The organism is Acinetobacter sp. YH12040, assembly GCF_013420005.1.
GTDB classification, from domain to species: Bacteria; Pseudomonadota; Gammaproteobacteria; order Pseudomonadales; family Moraxellaceae; genus Acinetobacter; species Acinetobacter amyesii.
Genome location: NZ_VOZB01000017.1, coordinates 1 through 22,935, shown reverse-complemented (window position 1 = coordinate 22,935; position 22,935 = coordinate 1). Strand labels below are relative to the sequence as shown.

The 22,935-nt window shown below is 39.9% G+C and carries 19 protein-coding genes; 12 read left to right on the top strand and 7 right to left on the bottom strand.

Annotated elements, in window-relative coordinates; all coding sequences use genetic code 11:
• The first annotated feature begins 303 nt into the window (after positions 1-303).
• From dnaA to FTT99_RS15185, 5 genes are all read left to right on the top strand, one after another.
• On the top strand, positions 304-1,689 hold the full coding sequence (gene dnaA, locus FTT99_RS15205; RefSeq protein ID WP_180131269.1) for a chromosomal replication initiator protein DnaA: 1,386 nt from the start codon (positions 304-306) through the stop codon (positions 1,687-1,689).
• 108 nt (positions 1,690-1,797) lie between these two features.
• Positions 1,798-2,946, top strand: a complete 1,149-nt coding sequence (gene dnaN, locus FTT99_RS15200) for a DNA polymerase III subunit beta (RefSeq protein ID WP_180131266.1) — start codon at positions 1,798-1,800, stop codon at positions 2,944-2,946.
• Positions 2,947-2,969: 23 nt separating this feature from the next.
• A complete protein-coding gene (gene recF, locus FTT99_RS15195; RefSeq protein WP_180131263.1) occupies positions 2,970-4,052 on the top strand; it encodes a DNA replication/repair protein RecF in 1,083 nt (360 codons plus the stop codon).
• 43 nt (positions 4,053-4,095) lie between these two features.
• Positions 4,096-6,564, top strand: a complete 2,469-nt coding sequence (gyrB, locus tag FTT99_RS15190) for a DNA topoisomerase (ATP-hydrolyzing) subunit B (protein WP_180110247.1) — start codon at positions 4,096-4,098, stop codon at positions 6,562-6,564.
• A gap of 170 nt (positions 6,565-6,734) precedes the next feature.
• Complete coding sequence (locus FTT99_RS15185) at positions 6,735-7,112, top strand: hypothetical protein (RefSeq protein WP_078194445.1); 378 nt, start codon at positions 6,735-6,737, stop codon at positions 7,110-7,112.
• 532 nt (positions 7,113-7,644) lie between these two features.
• Here FTT99_RS15185 and FTT99_RS15180 read toward each other — a convergent pair.
• Positions 7,645-9,582, bottom strand: coding sequence for an ATP-binding cassette domain-containing protein (locus tag FTT99_RS15180; RefSeq protein WP_180056038.1), 1,938 nt, complete (start codon positions 9,580-9,582; stop codon positions 7,645-7,647).
• Positions 9,583-9,778: 196 nt separating this feature from the next.
• Between FTT99_RS15180 and FTT99_RS15175 the strand changes: the two genes are divergently transcribed.
• From FTT99_RS15175 to erpA, 4 genes are all read left to right on the top strand, one after another.
• Positions 9,779-10,783 (top strand): putative solute-binding protein, encoded by a 1,005-nt coding sequence (locus FTT99_RS15175; protein ID WP_078194443.1) that lies wholly within the window; start codon positions 9,779-9,781, stop codon positions 10,781-10,783.
• Between the two features lie 257 nt (positions 10,784-11,040).
• Positions 11,041-12,051, top strand: coding sequence for a putative solute-binding protein (locus FTT99_RS15170; RefSeq protein ID WP_078194442.1), 1,011 nt, complete (start codon positions 11,041-11,043; stop codon positions 12,049-12,051).
• 202 nt (positions 12,052-12,253) lie between these two features.
• Complete coding sequence (locus tag FTT99_RS15165) at positions 12,254-13,261, top strand: putative solute-binding protein (RefSeq protein ID WP_180024958.1); 1,008 nt, start codon at positions 12,254-12,256, stop codon at positions 13,259-13,261.
• 134 nt (positions 13,262-13,395) lie between these two features.
• A complete protein-coding gene (gene erpA / locus FTT99_RS15160; RefSeq protein ID WP_078194440.1) occupies positions 13,396-13,731 on the top strand; it encodes an iron-sulfur cluster insertion protein ErpA in 336 nt (111 codons plus the stop codon).
• 68 nt (positions 13,732-13,799) lie between these two features.
• On the opposite strand, the gene FTT99_RS15155 is transcribed toward erpA, so the two are convergent.
• From FTT99_RS15155 to grpE, 4 genes are all read right to left on the bottom strand, one after another.
• Positions 13,800-14,177, bottom strand: a complete 378-nt coding sequence (locus FTT99_RS15155; protein WP_171263823.1) for a hypothetical protein — start codon at positions 14,175-14,177, stop codon at positions 13,800-13,802.
• Positions 14,178-14,297: 120 nt separating this feature from the next.
• Positions 14,298-15,209 carry a matrixin family metalloprotease gene (locus FTT99_RS15150; protein ID WP_180131260.1) on the bottom strand — a complete coding sequence of 304 codons (912 nt, stop codon included), beginning with the start codon at positions 15,207-15,209 and terminating at the stop codon, positions 14,298-14,300.
• 214 nt (positions 15,210-15,423) lie between these two features.
• The gene (gene dnaK / locus FTT99_RS15145; RefSeq protein ID WP_078194438.1) at positions 15,424-17,364 is read right to left on the bottom strand and encodes a molecular chaperone DnaK; all 1,941 of its coding nucleotides are present in this window, start codon (positions 17,362-17,364) and stop codon (positions 15,424-15,426) included.
• A gap of 120 nt (positions 17,365-17,484) precedes the next feature.
• Entirely contained in the window at positions 17,485-18,024 is a 540-nt protein-coding gene (gene grpE / locus FTT99_RS15140) for a nucleotide exchange factor GrpE (protein WP_111885723.1), read from the bottom strand.
• A 938-nt stretch (positions 18,025-18,962) separates the two neighbouring features.
• Here grpE and FTT99_RS15135 point away from each other — a divergent pair.
• The gene (locus tag FTT99_RS15135) at positions 18,963-19,190 is read left to right on the top strand and encodes a hypothetical protein (RefSeq protein WP_228144800.1); all 228 of its coding nucleotides are present in this window, start codon (positions 18,963-18,965) and stop codon (positions 19,188-19,190) included.
• A 181-nt stretch (positions 19,191-19,371) separates the two neighbouring features.
• Here the strand turns inward: FTT99_RS15135 and FTT99_RS15130 are convergent, their stop codons facing one another.
• Entirely contained in the window at positions 19,372-19,941 is a 570-nt protein-coding gene (locus FTT99_RS15130; protein ID WP_078194437.1) for a hypothetical protein, read from the bottom strand.
• A gap of 201 nt (positions 19,942-20,142) precedes the next feature.
• Here FTT99_RS15130 and FTT99_RS15125 point away from each other — a divergent pair, with 201 nt between their 5' ends.
• Entirely contained in the window at positions 20,143-21,213 is a 1,071-nt protein-coding gene (locus tag FTT99_RS15125) for an alpha/beta hydrolase (protein ID WP_078194436.1), read from the top strand.
• 63 nt (positions 21,214-21,276) lie between these two features.
• Here the strand turns inward: FTT99_RS15125 and FTT99_RS15120 are convergent, their stop codons facing one another.
• Positions 21,277-21,948: an acetoacetate decarboxylase family protein gene (locus tag FTT99_RS15120; protein ID WP_180131309.1), complete on the bottom strand. Its 672-nt coding sequence runs from the start codon at positions 21,946-21,948 to the stop codon at positions 21,277-21,279.
• Positions 21,949-22,049: 101 nt separating this feature from the next.
• Here FTT99_RS15120 and FTT99_RS15115 point away from each other — a divergent pair, with 101 nt between their 5' ends.
• Positions 22,050-22,619: a peptidylprolyl isomerase gene (locus tag FTT99_RS15115; protein WP_180024952.1), complete on the top strand. Its 570-nt coding sequence runs from the start codon at positions 22,050-22,052 to the stop codon at positions 22,617-22,619.
• Positions 22,620-22,935 lie beyond the last annotated feature (316 nt).

The window sequence follows — 22,935 nt, the reverse complement described above, 5'->3', positions numbered from 1 at the left end:
GTGTTGATGTTTTCTGTGGAAAAAGCATTTTTAGATTTAAAAAACAAATAATTATATTGTGGATAATGATGTTTTTATAATTTTGATAGTTTGTGGATAACTTTGTGCTATAATTTATCCACAGCTTGCGGATAAACTTATCCACACGCGATTTAAATTTAAATTTAAACTCAATTTGCGTTTTTTTGATCGATTTCGACTGATTTGTTCATGACAGATGTGGATAAGATGGTTAGAATGGCTGCCCGCTTAGGCGGGGTTGAATTATTTTTTTCGTACAATGGACTGAAATAGGGGTTTCACATGCTTTGGACAGACTGCTTAACTCGCTTGCGACAAGAGCTTTCAGGAAATGTCTATACAATGTGGATACGCCCACTAGTGGCAGAAGATGCAGGTGATAGTCTAAAACTCTATGCACCGAATCCGTATTGGACACGCTATATTCAAGAGCACCATTTAGAACTGATCTCTATTTTAGCGGAACAGTTGTCTGAAGGTCGGGTACGTAAAGTCGAGATTTTGGTTGATTCACGGCCTGGTGCAATTTTATCTGCAGCTGAACAACCTGCAACAACCACCGCAGCATTAGAGTCAACGCCGCAAGTGTCTGCACCGAATCGTCCTAAAAAAGAAAAAGAAGAGACGTCTTCAAAAAATAACCGTAAGCGTCAGCTTAACCCATTATTTACCTTTTCCTTGTTTGTTGAAGGCCGTTCCAATCAGATGGCGGCAGAAACCTGTCGTAAAGTACTTACACAACCCGGTGCTTCACAACATAATCCCTTATTTTTGTATGGGCCGACAGGTTTAGGTAAAACCCACTTAATGCAAGCAGTGGGTAATGCATTATTGCAAGCGAAGCCGAATGCACGTGTGATGTACATGACGGCTGAAAGTTTTGTACAAGACTTTGTGAGCTCGTTACAGCAAGGTAAGGTCGAAGAATTTAAGAAAAACTGTCGTTCGTTAGATTTGTTATTGGTGGATGATATTCATTTGTTGGCGGGTAAAGAGGCCAGCTTGGTTGAGTTTTTCTATACCTTCAACGCGTTATTAGATGAATCTAAGCAAATCATTTTAACCTCAGATCGTTATCCAAAAGAACTGACTGAGCTAGATCCACGTTTGGTTTCACGTTTTTCGTGGGGCTTATCGGTGGGTGTTGAACCACCAGATATCGAAACTCGTATTGAAATTTTACTGAAAAAAGCGGAAAGCAATGGCGTGGAACTTCCACGTAATTGTGCGCTGTTTATTGCTCAACAAGTGGTTGCCAATGTTCGTGAACTAGAAGGTGCGCTGAATAAAGTTGTAGCCATTTCTCGTTTTAAAGGTACCGCTATCGACCTTGATGTGGTGCGTGAATCATTAAAAGATGTGTTAGCGATTCGTGCACGTACCATCAGTACTGAAAATATTCAGCGTGTAGTGAGTGAATATTTCCGTATTCCACTCAAAGAATTGGTTGGCCCAAAACGTACACGTATTTATGCACGTCCACGTCAGTTGGCTATGGGGCTAGCACGTGAGCTGACAGGGGATAGTTTCCCTGAAATTGGTATGGCTTTTGGTAACCGTGACCACAGTACTGTGATGCATGCCTGTGAAAAAGTACAAAGCCTGCGTGAAGAAGATCCAATCTTCAATGAGGACTATAAAAACTTGCAACGTCTGCTGCAAAGTTAAGTCTTTTTGTTCAAATTCTGTTCTTGCAATGCGGTATATTCTGCCGCATAGTACACTGCTAAAAAATTAATTTATTTTGTCTGTCTTCAGTTTTTAGAGGAATGTATTGTGCGTTTAAAAATCGCGAAAGAAAGCTTACTGAATGTTCTGTCACATGTCGTAGGAGCGGTTGAGCGTCGCCATACCTTAAATATCTTATCCAATGTCAAAGTACAGGTTACTGAGCAAGCATTGATCATTACAGGTTCTGACCTAGAAGTAGAATTGGTTGCGAGTACACCGCTGGCAGACGGTGCTTGTTTACAAGCAGGGGTGACGACAGTTCCTGCGCGTAAACTGATGGATATCTGTAAATCATTACCGTCAGCGGCATTGATTGATTTGCAAATTACTGAAGACCAACGTTGTATTTTAAAATCTGGAAACAGTCGTTTTGTATTGGGTACTTTGCCTGCAGAAGACTATCCATTATTAACCACTGAAAATACTCAAGGCACTCAAGTTGGTGTGACTCAACGTGAGTTAAAGCGTTTATTCGAGAAAACATCTTTTGCCATGGCGGTTCAAGATGTGCGTTTTTATTTGACGGGTACTTTGCTTGAAATTGATGAAAATCAATTGCGTGCAGTAACGACCGATGGTCACCGTTTGGCGATGTGTGAAACAGCGGCAAGCTCGAATGCGACACAAGCAATGCAAGCGATTGTTCCACGTAAAGCCGTAGGTGAATTGCAGCGTCTATTGAGTGTTGAAGACGAGCAATTATCGTTGTTAATTGGTCGTGAATTATTAAATGTAACAATTACCATTGCCAGCCGTGATAAAGAGCAGGGTGATATTACCGTACGTTTCACCACAAAATTGATCGATGGTAAATTCCCAGACTACCGCCGTGTGATTCCACGTGGTGGCGATAAAAACGTGCGCATTGCACATGATGTATTTAAACAATCACTGCAACGTGTAGCGATTTTAAGTAATGAAAAATTGCGCGGCGTATTCTTGAATTTTGATGCGGACACTTTACAACTTCGTGCCAATAACCCTGAGCAAGATGAAGCAATCGAAGATCTTGCGATTCAATATGCAGATGCACCGATGGAAATGTCGTTTAATGCACAGTACTTATTGGAAGTTCTGAATGTATTGGATGGTGATGATGTTGCAATGACCATGACAGAAGCGAACCAGTCGGTATTGGTACAAGATCCACAACAACAAGATCAAACCTATGTTGTGATGCCAATGCGTGTTTAATTCGGACTAACGTCTCAATTATTATGCATATCACGCGTTTACATGTAGAACGTGTTCGAAATTTAAAGACGGTTGCACTCTCAGGGTTGCAGCCGTTTAATGTCTTTTATGGGCAAAATGGTTCAGGTAAAACGTCTGTATTAGAAGCAGTACATTTGCTGGCAACTGGACGTTCTTTTCGAACCCATATTCCGAAAAACTATATTCAAAATAATAGCCCTGACGCTGTTGTCTTTGCGCAGTCTGCAACAGACCGCATTGGTATGCAAAAAATGCAGTCGGGCGAGCATGTGATTAAAGTCAATGGCGACCTAGTGGGGACACAAGGGCAGTTGGCTAAGATTTTACCGCTACAACTCATCGACCCACAAAGTACGGATATTATTGATCATGGTGCGAAGCCACGACGTCAACTTTTAGATTGGTTGATGTTCCACGTGGAACCAGAGTTTTACCATACATGGCAATATTATGCACGGGCATTAAAACAACGGAATAGTTTGCTGAAATCACGACGTCATTTGAGTTTGTCTGACTTAGAACCGTGGAACAAAATGCTCAGTGACTATGGTGAGATCTTGCATAGTCTGCGCAGTAATGTGGTGGAACAGTGGATTCGATATTTTCAACAAGATCTAGAAGCCTTATTGCCTGATTTAACAGTGACACTGGAATACAATGCAGGCTTTCATGCCGAAACAGGGCTGTTGAATGATCTGACCAATCAGCATTTTAAAGACTGCGAGCGTGGCTATACCGAGTATGGTCCGCACCGTGCAGATTTAAGGTTAAAAACCGCTATGGGGGATGCAGATGTTGTACTCTCTCGTGGGCAAAAAAAGTTATTGATCATGGCGTTAAAACTGTCACAGATTGCAATGCTACATGCTTGTAATAAGGAAACTGTGGTATTATTAGATGATCTGACAGCAGAATTAGATTTAACCGCACAACAGCGTTTAATTGAGCGTTTAAGCCATCTTGGTAGTCAAGTTTTTATTACCACTTTAGACCATGATTCAGTGCAAAAACACTTACATGATTTATCTATTTCTTATCAATTATTCAAAGTTGAAAATGGTACGGTGCAGGCTGTTGTGCAATGAAATACCACCTTTGGATAGACCTATTTTTCACTAGGGAGAAACCATGAGTTCAGAAGATCAAGCTGCTTCTCAAACAGAACAAACCATAGAAAAAGCTTATGATTCCTCTAGCATCAAAGTATTACGTGGTCTAGACGCTGTACGTAAGCGTCCGGGCATGTATATTGGTGATACTGACGATGGTACTGGCCTACACCATATGGTGTTTGAAGTTGTCGATAACTCAATTGATGAAGCGTTGGCAGGTCATTGTGACGAAATTCAAGTCACCATCCATGAAGATGAATCTGTAAGCGTATCGGATAACGGCCGTGGTATTCCTACCGACATTCACCCAGAAGAAGGTGTTTCTGCAGCAGAAGTGATTTTAACGATTCTGCATGCGGGCGGTAAATTTGACGATAACAGTTATAAGGTTTCAGGTGGTCTTCACGGTGTTGGCGTTTCAGTTGTAAACGCTTTATCAGAAAAGCTCCTATTAAATATTCGTCGTGCGGGTAAGAGCTATGAGCAGGAATATCGCCATGGCGATCCTGTCTATAAATTACGTGAAACTGGTGTGACTGAAACTTCAGGTACAACAGTCCGTTTTTGGCCAAGTTCTGAAACCTTCAGTCAAACGATTTTTAATGTCGATATTTTGGCGCGTCGTTTACGTGAATTATCTTTCCTGAATGCAGGTGTGCGAATTGTACTACGTGACGAACGTATCAATTTAGAACACGTTTATGACTATGAAGGTGGTTTGTCTGAGTTTGTAAAATATATTAACCAAGGCAAAACCCATCTGAATGATATCTTCCACTTCACTACTCAAGCCGATAATGGCATTGGTGTAGAAGTTGCATTGCAGTGGAACGATTCTTATCAGGAAAATGTTCGTTGCTTTACCAATAACATTCCACAAAAAGATGGCGGTACGCATTTAGCGGGTTTCCGTGCTGCATTAACCCGTGGCTTAAACAGCTACATGGAAAGCGAAAACTTACTCAAAAAAGAGAAAGTGGCGGTTTCTGGTGATGATGCGCGTGAAGGCTTAACTGCAATTGTTTCGGTGAAAGTGCCTGATCCAAAATTCTCTTCGCAAACCAAAGAAAAATTGGTGTCGAGCGAAGTGAAAACTGCGGTTGAACAAGCCATGAATAAATCGTTCTCTGAATATCTTTTAGAGAATCCACAAGCTGCTAAATCGATTGCAGGCAAAATTATTGATGCAGCACGTGCGCGTGATGCAGCGCGTAAAGCACGTGAAATGACTCGTCGTAAGAGTGCGCTTGATATTGCAGGCCTGCCAGGTAAATTGGCCGATTGTCAGGAAAAAGATCCTGCATTGTCTGAACTTTACTTAGTCGAAGGTGACTCTGCGGGCGGTTCTGCAAAACAGGGCCGTAACCGTAAGATGCAAGCGATTTTGCCGCTGAAAGGTAAAATCCTCAACGTGGAACGTGCACGTTTTGACAAGATGATTTCTTCACAAGAAGTGGGAACGTTGATTACTGCTTTAGGCTGTGGTATTGGCCGTGAGGAATACAACCCAGATAAACTGCGTTATCACAAAATCATCATCATGACCGATGCCGACGTCGATGGTTCGCACATTCGTACGCTACTATTGACCTTCTTCTTCCGTCAAATGCCAGAACTTGTGGAACGTGGATATATTTATATTGCACAGCCACCGTTGTATAAGCTGAAAAAAGGCAAGCAAGAACAGTACATCAAAGATAATGATGCACTTGAGACTTACCTGATTTCAAATGCAATTGATGAGCTTGAATTACACATCAGTGCAGAAGCGCCAGCCATTCGTGGTGAGGCTTTAGCGGGTGTGATTGCGGATTATCAAACCTCTCAAAAGAGCTTGCATCGTCTGACTGTACGTTATCCTGCAAGTGTGTTGGATGGTTTATTGGCAGTGGACGGCTTTAAGTTAGATCAAGCAAGTAACCAAGACTATGTACAGACTTGGGGTGAGCAGCTACGTGCCAATATTGAGAAAACTCAGCCTAGCTTACGTCCTGAATTAAGTTTAGAAACGTTTGAGAATGAGGATACCGAAGGCAATAAGTCAGCGACCTATTTCCCGCGTATTACCATCTATGTTCATAACTTACCACACCAATACTTGTTAGATTCAGGTCTATTAGGTTCAGGTGAATATGCGCGTTTACTCAAAAATTCGAAGAGTTGGTTCACCTTATTGGAAGAAGGTGCTTACCTACAAAAAGGCGAGCGCAAAATTCCAGTGAGCAGCTTCCATCAGGTTTGGCAAAACATCCTACAAGACTCACGCCGTGGCATGATGATTCAGCGCTATAAAGGTTTGGGTGAGATGAATGCTGAACAGCTTTGGGAAACTACAATGGATCCTGAGAACCGTAACATGCTGCAAGTAACGGTACAGGATGCGATTGAAGCTGATCGTATGTTCTCTTGCTTGATGGGTGATGATGTGGAACCACGTCGTGCCTTCATCGAGGAAAATGCGTTAAATGCGGATATTGATGCCTAAATTCTGATTACAGAATCATTCAAAAAAGCACTCTTGGGAGTGCTTTTTTTTATGCTATCTTAAATAAAATTGAATATTAAATCGCCAATTTGTGTTTTATAAAATTGACTTATTCTGATGCTAAGCTCAAATCTATTTGAACTTAGCAGCTAAAAATAAGAGGTCTATATATGATGGACAATCAACTTGAACACATTCGTGACATCTGGGTAAATGCATTTTTTACCGGAAATTATACTGTTTTAGCCGAATACGAAGATGAGCACTTTAAGGTGGTTTATGAGCAAGACGGGCGTGTCGAAAGTAATTATGTCCGCTATGAACGTATTGCACATGCAGTGAAAAATGGGGTTTGGAAACCACAAAAACCAGACGTAGAATTTGAAGATTATGAGTTTAATCGTGACCAAACTGAGTGCAAAATTTTAATTGGTTTAGCTGAAACACAGCAGCAAATACAGGAAATCTGGCATTTTGATCAGACCTGGAAAATACAAGAATTACGTTTTTTAAAGGCAAAAAAAGCCCATCCTTCTGCCTTATCTTAAACAATAAAAAGTTTAAATTGATGTCGTGAATGGAGATAAAATGCATCCATCTTGCAAATATGGATAAGTTTTGTGAATTTTCACATTTAATAGTGTTCAACATCAAAGTCATTTATAATTGTGGATAACATCATTTAAAAATATTTATCCATAAAAAAGGTGGTTCGATATTTTGAATTTAAAAAATAAAAAATGAATTTAAAACTAAGATTTGAATTTAAAAATGGCTTTTGTGGATAACTGTGGTAATGAGTTTGATGTGAAGTATATTTTTTGAATTCATTTACAAAATTAGGGTAAAAGCGATCGCTGAATTTTTAGATTCTTTACGAATAGAAATGCTTTAACAATGTAATAACCAGTTGGATATGAACATTCGATTTTTTAAATATTTTTTAGATTTATAGCGTGATTATTATTGTGAAGTATAAATAAAAAATCGCCGTGGAACATTTAAATTTCACGGCGATTGATTTTTTGAGCTTAAGTTAGGTTTTCTTAATAATGCAAATCTAGGGTTTTGACTTTTAAATTAAGCCTCAAAACTACTTTCCATTTCTTCTAATTCCATCATTAATTCAAGCATTTGCTCTTCGACAGATTCAAGTTTGGCTTTTAATTCTGTTTGCTCATTCATCAGTTTGAGTAAGTCATCTTTTCGACTGGCTTCATATAAAGCACTGTCTGCTAATAATTCCTCGATTTCGTTTAAGCGTGGCTGAATTTTGCTGATTTGCGCTTCATTTTTTTCAATGTTTTTACGAATCGGGCGGGTCAATTCACGCTGACGTGCAGCTTCTTTGCGCTGCGCTTCTTTATCGACTTTGGAAATCGTCGGTTTAGTTTCAACTTGAGATTTGATGGGAGTAGGGGCTTGTTGGCTATTTTTCATCATGTCAATCCGTGCTTGACGCAGCCAATCGGCATAAGCCACGAGGTCGCCATCAAATTCGCGACATTTCCCATGATGTACCAACAATAATTCGTCACAAACGCTGGCAATCAATTGACGTTCATGCGAAACCAAAACCACAGCGCCTTCAAAATCTTGTAATGCCATAGTTAGGGCATGACGCATATCAAGGTCTAAATGGTTGGTCGGTTCATCTAGAATTAAAACATTGGGGCGCTGCCAAACAATCAAAGCCAAAGCTAATCGTGCTCGTTCACCGCCTGAAAAGCCTTCACTTGGTGTATCCATGCGTTCGCCACTAAAACCAAAGCTGCCTAAAAATGAACGTAATGCAGCTTCACTGATTTTTTTGTCAGCGATTCGAGATAATTGCAACATCGGGCTGGCATTGCCATCTAAAGCATCCATTTGATGCTGCGCAAAATAGCCAATATTCAACAGTTCAGAAGCTTTGCGCGTCCCTTGTAATAAGGGAAGGTCTCCAACCAAGGATTTAATTAAGGTTGATTTACCTGCACCATTCATTCCCAGTAAACCAATGCGACTGTTTGGGGTAATCTGTAAATTCACATTGGTGGCAATCAGTTTGTCACCATAGCCAATATCGACATGTTCCATTTGCAGCAGCGGTGAGCTCATTTTGGTTGGCTCACGGAAACTAAAGGTAAATGGTGTATCGACATGCGCGGCAGAAAGTTCCTGCATGCGTTCTAATTGTTTAATACGGCTTTGAGCCTGTTTGGCTTTGGTGGCTTTGGCTTTAAAACGGTCAATAAATTTTTGGAGATGTGCACGGGTTTCAAGTTGTTTTTCATAGGCTTGTTGTTGTTGTGCCAAGCGCTCAGAACGGGTGCGTTCAAAGGTTGAATAGTTACCGGTGTAAAGCGTCAGCTCTTGATTTTCGATGTGTAAAATATGATCAGTCACCGCATCTAAGAAATCACGGTCATGTGAAATCAAGATCAGTGTGCCTTCGTAAGCTTTTAACCAATCTTCTAACCACAAAATCGCATCTAAGTCTAAGTGGTTGGTTGGTTCATCGAGTAATAAGAGGTCGGAACGGCTCATCAGGGTACGCGCAAGGTTTAAACGCATACGCCAACCACCTGAAAAGCTTGAAACATTGAGCTGGGACTGATGTTCAAAGAAACCCAGGCCGGCCATCAGTTGTGAGGCTTTGGATGGAGCTGTATAGCCATGGATTTCATCAAATCGGCCATATAAGTGTGCCAACGCTTCATTGTCTAATTGTTCTGGATGTTCAAGTTTATGTTGTATATCCCAATATTCCTCATCGCCTGATAGAACGAAATCAATCGCTTTCATATCCAGTGCTTTGATTTCTTGTGCCATATGCGCGACGGTCCATACCGCAGGACGAGTTAATGAACCACCATCAGATTCCATTCCACCTAAAAGCGCAGAAAAAAGAGTGGATTTACCCGCACCATTTACACCGGTTAAGCCGATTTTCCAGCCTGGATGCAATTGCATAGATGCTTTTTGAAATAAAACACGCCCACCGCGACGAATGGAAAGTTGGTCTAACTGAATCATGGAACTAACTAAACAAGAAGAATGTGGGGTTATTCTAATGGATGGCTTTGCAAAAGAAAAAACAAAGCATCGCAACCATCTGAAAAAATGTGACAGATTCCACGTATTTAGGTATATTGAAAGGGCTATAGTATTAAAAAAATATTTCAAGTTGTTGTTTTAAATGGATTAATAAAACATATTGGGAATATAAGAAATGAGAAAAGGAATTTTAATTTTATCGCTTCTTTCAGGTGTGATGTCTGCACAAAGCTATGCCAATCAGAAGGTTTGTGTGTTCGATTTACTTGGAAAAGCGGGGGAATCTTATAAGCTGATGGAAGAGTGGTCTCTGGCCAGTAAGGCATGGGGAGCACAAGTTCAATTGATTTCATATCAAGATGAATCCAAAGTCGATAAAGATTTTAAAGAAGGGAAATGTGACGCATTTTATATGACCTCGATGCGGGCACGTGCGTATAACAAATTTGCCGGTTCGATTGATGCCATTGGCGGTGTACCGAATAATACTATCGCACAAAAAGCCATTACCTATGTCTTAGATAAACGGAACAGTAAACGACTGATTAGCAATCTAGGCAAAGATAGTTATGAAGTGGCAGGGATCGGGCAAATTGGTTCAGCCTACATTTTTGTCCGTGATCGCAATATCAATAATTTAGAAAAAGCTGAAGGTAAAAAATTTGCCATTTTACATTATGACTATGCGCAAAAAGTGATGGTAGACCGTGTTGGCGCTGTGCCAGTGATGTCAGAAATTTCTAATTTTATTCGCAAGTTTAATCAGGCTGAAGTTGAAATTGTGGCTGCACCGGCTTATGCCTTTAAACCACTCGAAATTTCAAAAGGCTTAGGCACTACTGGGGCGATGGTGAATTTTCCTGTGGTGAATGTCACGGCAGACTTGATTATTCGTAATAATAAATTCCCAGAAGGTTTTGCTGAACCTTCTCGGCAATGGTTTGTTAAGCAATTACCAAAAAGTTTTGCCATGGTAAAACGCATGGAAGCTGAAATTCCTGCCAAATATAAGATGAATCTCAGCAAAGATGATCAGTTGAAGTATCAGAAAATATTGCGTGAAGGACGGATGGATTTAACCAAACAAGGGATCTATGACTCCACCATGATGACGGTACTAAAAAAAGCCCGTTGTACGATTGAGCGAACCAATTTTGAGTGTTCAGTGGCGGGTGAATAAGCTTTTTTCTGTATTTCTTTGTAAATTTTGATGCAATCGCTGTAAATGTAAAAAGCCATTTTTGCAAATATAAGATGATGATTATATTTATAATTTTACTTTATATAAAAAGTGATATGCATCACAGAAAAACAGAATATGCCAAAATGACATAAATAAATGGAGTAAATGCTCTATTTTTTTTAATTTAACTTGCTTAATATCGGGCTTGTGTAAGGACACCTCTGAACCATAAAAAGATTTGAAAGGAAAATAGAATGAAAAAAACGCTCCTATCATTGGCTACGTTTGCTGCAATTGGCTTTGCTGGTTCAGCTCAGGCAGCAAAAGTAGATATCTGTGTATTTGACTTACTGGGTAAGTCAGGCGAGTCATATCAAATGGCTCAGGAATGGGCGCTTGCAGCAAAAGGCTGGGGTGCTGAAATTAACTTAATTCCGCGTCAAGACGAAGCAGTAGCCGACAATGACTTCAAAGCAGGTAAATGTGACGGCGTATTTATGACGGCGATGCGTGCCCGTCAGTACAATAAATTTGCAGGCTCTATTGATGCGCTGGGTGGCGCACCAAGCAATGCGATTGCACAACGTGCGATTACCTTTGCATTAGACCAACGTAATGCTGCAAAAATGGTCAGCAATCTAGGTGGTAAGAAATATGAAGTGGCGGGTATTGCCCCACTAGGTTCAGCGTTCATCTTTGTCAAAGACAAAAAAATTGACTCAATTGAAAAAGCAGCAGGTAAAAAGTTTGCAGTTTTAGGCTATGACGAAGCACAAAAAATCATGGTGCAACGTGTCGGCGCTCAAGCTGTGATTTCAGATGTATCTAACTTTGTGGCGAAGTTTAATAATGGTCAGGTGGATATGGTGGGTGCGCCTGCATATGCCTACAAACCATTAGAGATCTATAAAGGTTTAGGTACCAATGGTGCGATGTTTAACTTCCCAGTTTTACAAGTGACTGCGGACTTTATTATTCGTCCTGATCAGTTTCCTGCAGGCTTTGGTCAAAAATCTCGTGATTGGTTTGTGAAACACTTACCGAAGAGTATCGCGATGATTAACCGTCTAGAAGCGGGTATTCCTGCGAAATATAAACTTAACCTAAGTGCAGAAGATAAAACCAAATATCAAAAATTACTGCGTGAAGGTCGTATGGATATGACGAAGCGTGGCATTTACGATGCAGGCATGATGTCTGTTTTGAAAAAGGCACGTTGTTCTGTCGATAAAGCTAATTTTGAATGTTCACTTGGCGGCGAATAAGCTGATATTTAAAGAAAAAAGTCTGGATTTATCCAGGCTTTTTTTTGCAAATTTATAGGTCATTCTCGCCATTGAGTCAGCAAAATATTCAGGTAATCTAAATTCAAATCGTGGGCTGTGAGTCAATTGAATCGAACTCAGCATGACCCAAAATTAAAAAAATGGTTAAAAACAAAAACATTAAAAAACAAGGAAAGTCAGTATGAAACAATGGACAAAGGCATTGAGTGTTGCTGCTGCATTAATAGCGGTAAATGGCGTAGCTCAAGCGAAGCAAGTGGTATGCGTATTTGATTTGGTCGGTAAAAATGGTGATGTTTTTACCCTGATGAAAGATTATCAATTGGCGGCAAAAAACTGGGGCGCAGACATTGAGCTCCGCGTCGGTCAAAATGAAGCGGTGATTGCAGAAGATTTTAAAGCTGGTAAATGTGATGGGATCAGTGTTACTGGTATGCGTGGTCGCCAATTCAATAATTTTACCGGTTCTTTAGATGCCATTGGTGCGATTCCAGATTTGAAATTGGCCGTAAAAGTTATGCAAGGTCTTGCAAGTCCAACATTTGCTAAGAGCATGGTTAATAGTAAATATGAAGTGGCAGGTGTGATACCTGTTGGTGATGCCTATCTGTTAGTGAATGACCGAAGTATTAATACTGTCGCTAAAGCAGCAGGTAAAAAAATTGCGGTGCTTGACTATGATGAAGCACAGAAAATTATGGTGCAGCAGGTCGGAGCTCAAGCAGTCAGTGCTGATGTAACCAATTTTGGCGCCAAATTTAACAATGGTCAGGTAGATATAATTGGGGCACCTGCTGCGGTGTTCAAACCATTGGAATTACATAAAGGTTTAGGCAGCAAAGGCGCAATCGTCAATTATCCAATTTTACAAGTGACGGGAAATATCATTATTCGCCCAGATAAATTCCCTGCAGGTTATGGACAAAAATCACGTGATTGGGTCAAAACACAATTACCTCGTGCATTCACCATTTTAGGAAAAATGAAATCGGAAATTCCAGCCAAATATTGGATGGATGTTCCAACTGCAGACAAAGCTGGTTATCAAAAAATGATGCGTGAAGCGCGTATTGATTTGACTAAACGTGGTATCTACGACAAGCGAATGATGAAACTATTATGGCAATTCCGCTGTAAACAAGATCCGAAAAACTTCGAATGCGCATTACAGGAAGAAAACTATAAATAAGTTTTAAATGAATCTTGAGAAAAATACTCTGATTTAACTTTAAACTGTGAAGACTGACCATATATTGAGTATGTTATACTTGAAATATGGTCTTTTCTTTTTAAAGACACCCCAATGACTCAGAGGAATCCATCATGAATGCTCAAGCACTTGTGCTGACTGACAATGCTGCCAATAAAGTACGCCAATTGCGTGAGAGTGAAGGTAATCAAGACCTTATGTTACGTGTATATGTGACTGGTGGTGGTTGTTCAGGTTTCTCATATGGGTTTAATTTTGCTGAAAGCCAAAACGAAGATGATGCTGAATTCATCAATGGTGATGTGAAGATGTTGGTTGATTCACTGAGCTATCAATATTTAGTTGGTTCAACAGTCGACTATATTGAAGGTCTTGAAGGTTCTCGATTTGTGGTTCAAAACCCGAATGCGACAACCACGTGTGGATGTGGATCTTCATTCTCGATCTAATCGCGATGATGAATTGAGCCATAAAAAAGCCCTCATTTAGAGGGCTTTTTTAATGTTTAAAATCGATATTAGGCTTCAAATTTTAGTGCTTCTAATAGATCTAAAATTACGGTAGTCACGTCTTGAGTCAATTGATAATTATTAAAAATTTCATATGCCGTAATGGTGACATCGGTATCACTCGGAAGCAGGCGTTGTTCTTCTTCGATGAGGTCACGGATCGGCAATAGGGTTTGTTTGACCTGTAAATGCAAGACATCTTTAAACTCAAGATTTTCGTCTTCGAGCTCAATTAATTGCTCATTAAAAAAGGGTAAAAGTACCGCATGGAGATAAGGTTGAATGTCTGTAATATCAAAAATCTCAATATCACGGGTTTGTTCAATCGTGCTGATGTGGTCATTCACTTCAATTAAGATATGGTAGTAACTCACATTGCTCTCCACGTAAGATGTCATTGATATAAGGGAATTATTGCAAATCAACAATAACATGAAATGCTAATTATTGTTGGTGAATCCTATAATATCCTTATAAATTGTATGGTTTTTTTTGCTCAGGGTGTTCTAACGATAATATAGTAAGCCTTGGTCTGCTGGCATCAGTTTAAAGTTTTCTAATTGTTGCGCGCCTAAGATTGGGTACATTAATGCAGCAGGGTCATTATGGTGAGATAAGCCGAGAGCATGTCCGAGTTCGTGGGCAAGGGTAAGGCGTAAATCATCTTCGGCATCAAATTGATAAATCTGAATCTGATCCCCCATAAAAACGCCTTTATGAAACTCTCGAGCAGGAAAGCGCTGACTGGCTTGTATCACGCCTGCATTATATTGATCGATTTGCTGGTTATAGCTTAAGACTTGTTGGTTAAATTGATCATTTTGCTGATTAAATCGATCTATTTCTTGGTCTAATTGCATCGCTTGTGCTTTAACTTGCTCAAGTTCTCTTTCAACGCGTTGCATATTGGGGTCTTGTGCATGCTCTATTCGGCTCCAATTCATACGTTCTTGCGACAGCTGTGCGATTTCCGCACGGATCATGGCTTGTTTTGATCGGAGCTGTTGCTCATTCATCTCCAGACCTTTTCTCGAATTTGCTAAGTTCTCGGCATATAAATCATTACGGGCTTTATCTGCGGCTAAGGTCTTTTGGACTTGCTTATAGGCATTGTATTGTTCTTGGCGATCATCATAAATTAGATGGATCGCCAGTTGTGCATTTGGGTCATAGATAAATAACGGTTTGAGTGTCCCTTTATGCCATATCTCTGCGGCTTCTTGGCTAAGTTGAATGACTTGTTGCTGGCTTAATCCAAAACGCGGATCGACATCAGCAACCCGATAACGCAGTCGGGTATCGAGAGGGTGTAAAAGTCGATCTGAAATTGAATTAAATTTCAGTTGAGGATGCTGCTTGGTTTGATAGATCCACCAAGTACTCAAAACGATGACAACAATAATTAAAATCAAACGCATAGCGTCGCAAAACTTGATTATTTTGCATTAATTTAACTGAAATTTAGCGCTATGCAAATCTAAGTATAGACAGATTGGCAGTCGAGAAGAATGTGGCTGTTTGAACTTTAGCGTGTTATTTGAATATTGCCTGATGCAGATAAAATCATCCACAAAAAAACCGCGCTTTCGCGCGGTCTTTTTGAGCTTTGAAAGACTCAGTTAAAGCGACAAATTATTTTTTGTCATCTTTCACTTCAGTGAACTCAGCATCTACAACGCCGTCATCTGCTTTTTGAGCTTGACCTTCAGCGCCTTGGAAAGCGTTAGGATCAAAACCTTCAGCACCGCCTTGACCTTGTGCAGCTTCATAAGCACGTTGAGTGATCGGCATAATGATGTTTTGAAGTGCTTCAGTTTTCGCTTTGATTGCATCTACATCGTTTTCTTTAGTCGCTGCTTCGAGCTCAGCTACAGCAGCATCGATTGCAGATTTCTCATCAGCAGTTACCTGTTCACCAAGATCTTTTACTGCTTTTTGAGCAGAAGAAACAAGTGCATCAGCTTCGTTACGTGCTTTCGCTAATTCTTCAAATTTACGATCTTCTTCAGCATTCGCTTCAGCATCTTTGATCATCGCTTCAATTTCAGCATCGCTCAAACCAGAGTTAGCTTTAATTTGAATTGATTGCTCTTTACCTGTGCTCTTATCTTTTGCAGATACTTTCAAGATACCATCAGCGTTGATGTCAAATGATACTTCAATTTGTGGTACACCACGTGGAGCAGGTGGAATATCGCCCAATTGGAAGTTACCCAACAATTTGTTTTGTTGAGCCATTTTACGTTCACCTTGGTAAACTGAAATGTCTACAGCTGGTTGGTTGTCTGCAGCAGTTGAGAACACTTGAGATTTCTTCGCAGGAATCGTCGTGTTTTTCTCAATGATCGCTGTTAACACGCCACCCATTGTTTCAATACCAAGTGTAAGCGGAGTTACGTCAAGAAGAAGTACGTCAGTTTTATCACCTGAAAGTACTGCACCTTGAATCGCAGCACCCATCGCTACAGCTTCATCTGGGTTCACGTCTTTACGTGGCTCACGGCCGAAGAACTCTTGTACTTTTTGTTGTACAAGTGGCATACGAGACTGACCACCCACCAAGATTACGTCAGAGATGTCAGAGGTTGAAAGACCTGCATCTTTAAGTGCAATCTTACATGGTTCAATTGTACGAGCAACCAATTCAGCAACTAAACCTTCAAGTTTAGAGCGAGTCACGTTGATCACTAAGTGTTTAGGACCAGTCGCATCTGCTGTGATGTATGGAAGGTTGATTTCTGTTGCATTCGAAGAAGAAAGCTCGATTTTTGCTTTTTCAGCAGCTTCTTTTAAACGTTGAAGTGCAAGCGGATCTTGTTTCAAGTTTACGCTTTGTTCTTTCTTGAACTCTTCAACCAAGTATTCAATTAATGCATTATCGAAGTCTTCACCACCAAGGAATGTATCACCGTTTGTAGACAACACTTCGATTTGTTGGTCGCCATCAAGGTCAGCGATTTCAATGATTGATACGTCGAAAGTACCACCACCTAAGTCGTAAACCGCAACTTTACGGTCGCCTTCTTTTTTGTCCATACCGAACGCAAGTGCAGCAGCTGTTGGTTCGTTGATGATACGTTTAACATCTAAACCAGCAATTTTACCTGCATCTTTAGTCGCTTGACGTTGAGCATCGTTAAAGTACGCAGGAACAGTAATTACCGCTTCAGTTACTGTTTCACCAAGGTAGTCTTCAGCTGTTTTTTTCATCTTTTTCAAGATTTCAGCAGAGATTTGTTGTGGTGCAAGTTTCTTGTCGTTTACATCAACCCAAGCATCGCCATTGTCAGCTTTGATGATTTTGTAAGGTACAAGGCCGATATCTTTTTGCACAGCTTGGTCTTGGTACTTACGACCGATCAAACGTTTGATTGCAAATAATGTGTTTTTAGGGTTAGTCACTGCTTGACGCTTAGCAGATTGACCGACAAGGATCTCGCCGTCTTTATACGCAATAATAGATGGGGTTGTACGAGCGCCTTCAGCGTTGTCGATTACTTTTACTTTGTCGCCTTCAAGTACTGCTACGCAAGAGTTTGTAGTACCTAAGTCAATACCAATGATTTTCGCCATTTGGATGTTTCCTCTAAAATTCTTTTACGATGTTTTCGCTTGTTATCCGATATGAGAGCCAATCAAAAATTTTCAAGTAATATTGGTTAAAATTTTTAATTCGTCTCAGAAAATTTGTCTTTATGCACCAACCATAACCATAGCAGGGCGTAATAGGCGACCGTTTAAACTATAGCCTTTTTGCAATACTGTTCCGATTTCATTCGATTTGGCATTTGGATCGATGCCCACAGCCTGATGAAGATCTGCATTGAAACCATTTGCAGTATCCACAGCAACCACACCAAATTTTTCTAAAGTGCTGAGCAATGATTTCAGTGTAAGTTCTACACCTTCAGATAAACCTGATTTTTCATCACCTGCCGCAGCAATCGCGCGTTCAAGGTTATCAACTGACTCAAGCAATTGTTTTGCAAATTTTTCCAGCACAGTATCTTTATGCTTTTCAGATTCGCGTTGAATGCGCTCTACACTTTTTTGCGCTTCATATACGGCATTTGCAGTACGTGCTTTTTCAAGTTTTAAGCTTTCTTCTAAATTGGTGATTTGTGCTTGTAAATCTTCAACTGAAACTTCAGCTTGCTCGTTTTCAGCTTGAGTTTGCTGTTCTGCTTGCTCTTGTTGAAGATCTTGAGCGTCTTGGTTTTGCTCAGTCGCCATTGATTTACTCCGTTTAAATGGGTTCTTAAACATGTTCAGTCCTTATAGCTGTGCGTTCAAACGACATCGATGCGTAACTGCCATGCGTTTTGAATTCATGATTAATAAAAGAAATCGGGGCAGGGTATAAAAATTCAAGCGAAGTCAGCGATTAAATGCAATTTTTTATTCAAATAAATGGTTTTTCAGCCAAATATCGACTGCAAAATTAAATTCTATGAAAATATAAATTATTGATTTGAATGTATAATCATATTTTGATCGGATTTATAGATTTTCATCATAAATTTTAACGGTTTCTCTTTGTGCCTGAAAATTTGCATAATTTATCTATCGGAAGTGACCATATCCACTGGAGAGAGGGATATGGTGACTACCTCTAGATTTTAGAAACACTTTTCCATGCTGATTTCCCAAGAATCAGCATTTTTTTTGCCTCAAAAAATAGTGGTTAATATTTATACATAAAAACTCTTAGTATCAGTTTTATTAAATATTTCACAAAAAATGATCAGCACAGTATTCTTTGTTTCAGATTCTATCGCTGTAGTTTCTTAATTTATTTCAAATGTGTTTTTCATGGCCTGCTTCTCTCATAAGCAGGCTTTTTTTTTGCATGAAATTTATAAAAACAGCCACTTAAGTAACTGAGTTGCAAGTTTTGTTGAACTTTGTTGTATTCAAAAGCTGTGATCACGCTTTATTCAAAATCATTTATATTTATTTTTTTAATAAAAAACAAAGCACTTGAGTTAAAAAAATGATGTAAAGCCTTAAAATGAAAGAAAACCGCCTAATTAATAAAACATTTCATAAGCTGTACCGTGCCTCGTACAAAGTACAACTCAGAAGGTGGGAACTTCACAGAATTTTTTTCCATTATGACTCGGGCAAAGTTGAGCTTTGCTTTTAATGATTCAATGAAGGAAATAATGAAGATGAAAAAAATTGGTTTATTCGCTGTCGCAGTTTTAGGTTTTGGTTTAGCTGCGGTGGGTTGTACTTCTCAAGAAACTGTAGAATCTCCGGAAACCGCACAAGTAACGTCTGCAACTGAAGCATCTGTAACAACAGAGCAATCGGGTGCTGTGGTTCAAGCAGATCCATCAGCTCAAGGTGCTGAAGTTCAATCTGCGCCTGCACCACAACCTACAGTTCAGCAATAAGATTGTTTAATGCTCTCTGACCTGTAACAACAGGCAGTCAAGAATAGACAGAAGATAGGATGCCTCTTCTGTCTATTTTTTTTCTATTGCTTTTTTTTACCTTTTCTATTTTTAGTGAACGAAAAAAAGCCCATCCTGTAGATGAGCTTTTTACTTCTAACCGATCTGAAAAAAACATCAATTAACGGCGATTTTCCCATGCGCGACGACGTTCTTCAGCCGCTTTACGTTGTTGATCTGATGCCTTTCTTAAATCTTGAATATTTTTTTTGCGCTCTTGCTCAATTTGTTTTCTACGATCTTGACTGGCTTTACGGCGCTGTTCTTCTAAGCGCTGACGCTCTTTGCTGACTTTTTGACGATCTTGTTCAGCACGTTTACGACGTTCAGCTTCAGAGTATTTACGCTGTTGTTCTAGACGTTGACGTTCGAGTTCGTTTTTACGACGATCCCACTCTTGTTGATTTTTACGATTTTGTTCCCAGTTACGCTGGTCAAGTTGCTGCTTTCTACGTTCGAGCTCTAAACGATTACGTTGTTGTTGCTGACGTTCCCATGTACGGCGGTCTTGTTCATAACGACTGTCGTAACGGCGATCATAACGATTATCATAGCGTCGATCATTATGATCATAACGGCGGTCATAACGTTGATCATAACGTCCATCGTAGTAACCATCTTCAGGGAATGCTACGCAGCCTACAGCCAAAAAAGCAGTCGCAAAAGACAGAAGGATGATCTTTTTAGCCATGGTGAGTATCCTTTATCGAGAATGGGTTAGCATAATCAACCCATAAAACTTGGGTAAATTGTCAATGACAACTCTATAAAAGAAGATTAGCTTAACTAGGTTTGTACTATGTATGTCGATGTTGAGACTTATATGTGAATATGGTCACATTTGACCTAGATCATGTAGAAAGTATGAAGAGCATAATTCGAAGGATAGAGCATGTTTGCATTGAATGAATCACTTAAAAATATGAAAGATAAAGGCCAAGGTACGGCTGCTCGGTTACTTGATCGTCTTCCTAACTTTGCCAAAGAAAGCCTCGCAAAACGTCTCGATTATCCGTTTATTTTTCCAGAATTAGATCCGCTGGTGAAATGCATGATGGCGGCTCAACTCAAGCAAGGTAAGTCAGGCTTTGTGACTGAAGACTATGTGAAGTCTCGTAAATTATTTGATTTACAGATGGAGTCGATCAAGACCAAGCCGACCTTTGTGAAACAAGTGCAAGATATACGTCTACCTTTACAAAGTGCTACGCTGTTTGCGCGTCATTATCATCCTGCTCCAAATAAAAAATTACCGATGATCGTGTTCTATCACGGTGGTGGTTTTGTGGTGGGTGGTCTAGACACGCATGATGAAGTTTGTCGTTTATTGGCCGTGCATGCCAAAGCACAAGTTTTAAGTATTGATTATCCACTCACGCCAGAGGCCAGCCCAGCTCAATTAATGCAAAGTTGTGAAGATGCCTTGGCTTGGACTTATCAAAATAGTCGTCAGTTTAAAATTCTAAAAAATCGAATTGCGGTGGCAGGGGATAGTGCAGGCGGCAATATTGCTACCGCAGTTGCGCAGCGCAGTGCTCAGAAAGTTTTTGCCCCGCAAGCTCAGCTATTAATTTATCCCGTGGTGGATTTCAAAAGTCGCCACCCATCTTTCTATGCTTATAAAGATGGTTTGGTTCTGACTGAAAAAGATATTGATGTCGTAACTGCTTTATATGCGGAACAACATGCAGTGGCCTTAGATGATCCATTAATTTCACCAACCTATGGAAAATTGGCAGGTATCGCACCCGCGTATATCGTGACGGCAGGGCATGACGTTTTACATGACGAAGGTGAAATTTATTCGCATAAACTCCGTCAGCAAGGGGTGAAAGTGTTTTATCAAGAATATACCGATCAAACCCATGGTTTTATCAATTTAACCCCGGTTTCGCACCGAGCTAAAAAATACGTGATCGAGATTAGTACGAAGTTCCGTAAATTTTGGGATAAACGTAGCTAATCATTCCTTTATATAAAGTAAACCCAGTGTTTCACGTGAAACACTGGGTTTTTATTTATTGGGTTATTTATCTTGGATTTTTGCAGCAGGAAAAACGAGGCTAAATTCTGGGACATAAAAGCTTTGCAATAATCGTGCTTCAGAAAAATTTGGAAAAATGTCCTGTGTGTTATGCCATTCTACCTGTTTCAGTTTAGAGAGCCGTCCGCGAAACTTCGGTGAAAATTGATAGCGCTTACCTTCCCACGCTTGTCTGATTTGCAACATCGCTGCTGGGATATGATGACTATTAATATAGAAAGAACGCTGTAAACGTGATTTTTTTAAACGGATCTGCATTTTTTGTTGTTCAACTTCTATAGTACAGACCACTTCATTGTCATGTTGTTGCCATTCAAACTTTGCCAACTCTTTAGGAATACCCCAGAGTTTTTGGCCATGAATGACAGAGATATCTGTCGAAACATAAATCTTAGGTATCGAACTTAACCTTTTCTTACTCCATAAAGGGTGATCTAAAATCAGCAATTCGTCATAAGGACCCACAGGCGAATCATGGTATCGGACCAATAACACCTGAACCACACGACCCAAAGCTGATGTCGCTAAACGGAACATCTGCGCTCGTTGGATAAAACTCGGAGAGATCCAATAATTCAAAATAAAAGCATCGCCACGCAGTTGCCAAGGCGGTAAATGTGTCAATGCAGTGTCCGACGGTATTATTTGCGTCATCATTGTTCTCGTTTTAATAATGGCAGAATAATTACTTTTTAATCATCAAAGACTAATATACAGTCAATAACAAGTACGAGATCAACCAGAAGAGTTAGCAAATGTTAAAACAGATTTTATTTACCGCAGCACTTGGCTGTGTGAGCTTAAGCAGTTTTGCTGCCAATACTATTGTCGAAATGAAAACCTCTCAAGGCAATATTGAAATTGAGCTATTCAATGACAAAGCACCTATCTCAGCTAAAAACTTTGAAAGCTATGCAAAAGAAAAATTTTATAACGGTACAATCTTTCATCGCGTGATTCCTGGATTTATGGTTCAGGGTGGGGGCATGGATGTCAAGATGCAGGAGAAGCCAACAAAAGCGGCGATTAAGAATGAATCAAGTAATGGCTTGAGCAATAAGCGTGGCACATTGGCAATGGCACGGATGAATCATCCTGATTCAGCAAGTAGTCAGTTCTTTATTAATGTTGCAGACAATGACTTCCTCAATAAAAGTGCAATGAATGCGGGATATGCTGTTTTTGGTAAGGTCACTAAAGGTATGGATATCGTCGATAAAATCGTAAAAGTTCCAACTGCGAACTATGGAATGCACCAGAATGTCCCTGTAAACCCAGTAGTTATACAGAGTGTGGTGATTAAAGCAGCACCTGAAAAAAACTAAGCGCACAAAATAGGAAAAATATTTTACATGATATTTGTAATAAATATCATGTATTTATGTGAGTAAAGTGTATTTTTTGAACCATAATGGTGCATAAAAATAAAACACTCGTGTTCGTTGTGAGTGAAAAGCACTTGCACGTGTAAGAAATTGCCCTATAATGAGCACCATACCGACGAGATAGACGGAAACGAACGAAACGCGAAGCGTTGAGTTGTTAAGTTTATTGAAGTCCAGCTTCTAGCATTGACGAGATGTTAGAAAGATCATTAAGAGATTATGAAGAACAACTTGTGTGGATTTTTACTGATTGATC

Coding starts and splice junctions, on each gene's coding strand:
- FTT99_RS15125 (WP_078194436.1), top strand. CDS start 20,143: ATGTTTGCATTGAATGAATCACTTAAAAATATGAAAGATAAAGGCCAA.
- dnaA (WP_180131269.1), top strand. CDS start 304: ATGCTTTGGACAGACTGCTTAACTCGCTTGCGACAAGAGCTTTCAGGA.
- FTT99_RS15180 (WP_180056038.1), bottom strand. CDS start 9,582: ATGATTCAGTTAGACCAACTTTCCATTCGTCGCGGTGGGCGTGTTTTA.
- FTT99_RS15165 (WP_180024958.1), top strand. CDS start 12,254: ATGAAACAATGGACAAAGGCATTGAGTGTTGCTGCTGCATTAATAGCG.
- erpA (WP_078194440.1), top strand. CDS start 13,396: ATGAATGCTCAAGCACTTGTGCTGACTGACAATGCTGCCAATAAAGTA.
- FTT99_RS15175 (WP_078194443.1), top strand. CDS start 9,779: ATGAGAAAAGGAATTTTAATTTTATCGCTTCTTTCAGGTGTGATGTCT.
- dnaK (WP_078194438.1), bottom strand. CDS start 17,364: ATGGCGAAAATCATTGGTATTGACTTAGGTACTACAAACTCTTGCGTA.
- FTT99_RS15120 (WP_180131309.1), bottom strand. CDS start 21,948: ATGACGCAAATAATACCGTCGGACACTGCATTGACACATTTACCGCCT.
- grpE (WP_111885723.1), bottom strand. CDS start 18,024: ATGGCGACTGAGCAAAACCAAGACGCTCAAGATCTTCAACAAGAGCAA.
- FTT99_RS15150 (WP_180131260.1), bottom strand. CDS start 15,209: ATGCGTTTGATTTTAATTATTGTTGTCATCGTTTTGAGTACTTGGTGG.
- FTT99_RS15135 (WP_228144800.1), top strand. CDS start 18,963: ATGAAAAAAATTGGTTTATTCGCTGTCGCAGTTTTAGGTTTTGGTTTA.
- recF (WP_180131263.1), top strand. CDS start 2,970: ATGCATATCACGCGTTTACATGTAGAACGTGTTCGAAATTTAAAGACG.
- gyrB (WP_180110247.1), top strand. CDS start 4,096: ATGAGTTCAGAAGATCAAGCTGCTTCTCAAACAGAACAAACCATAGAA.
- FTT99_RS15130 (WP_078194437.1), bottom strand. CDS start 19,941: ATGGCTAAAAAGATCATCCTTCTGTCTTTTGCGACTGCTTTTTTGGCT.
- FTT99_RS15185 (WP_078194445.1), top strand. CDS start 6,735: ATGATGGACAATCAACTTGAACACATTCGTGACATCTGGGTAAATGCA.
- FTT99_RS15170 (WP_078194442.1), top strand. CDS start 11,041: ATGAAAAAAACGCTCCTATCATTGGCTACGTTTGCTGCAATTGGCTTT.
- FTT99_RS15115 (WP_180024952.1), top strand. CDS start 22,050: ATGTTAAAACAGATTTTATTTACCGCAGCACTTGGCTGTGTGAGCTTA.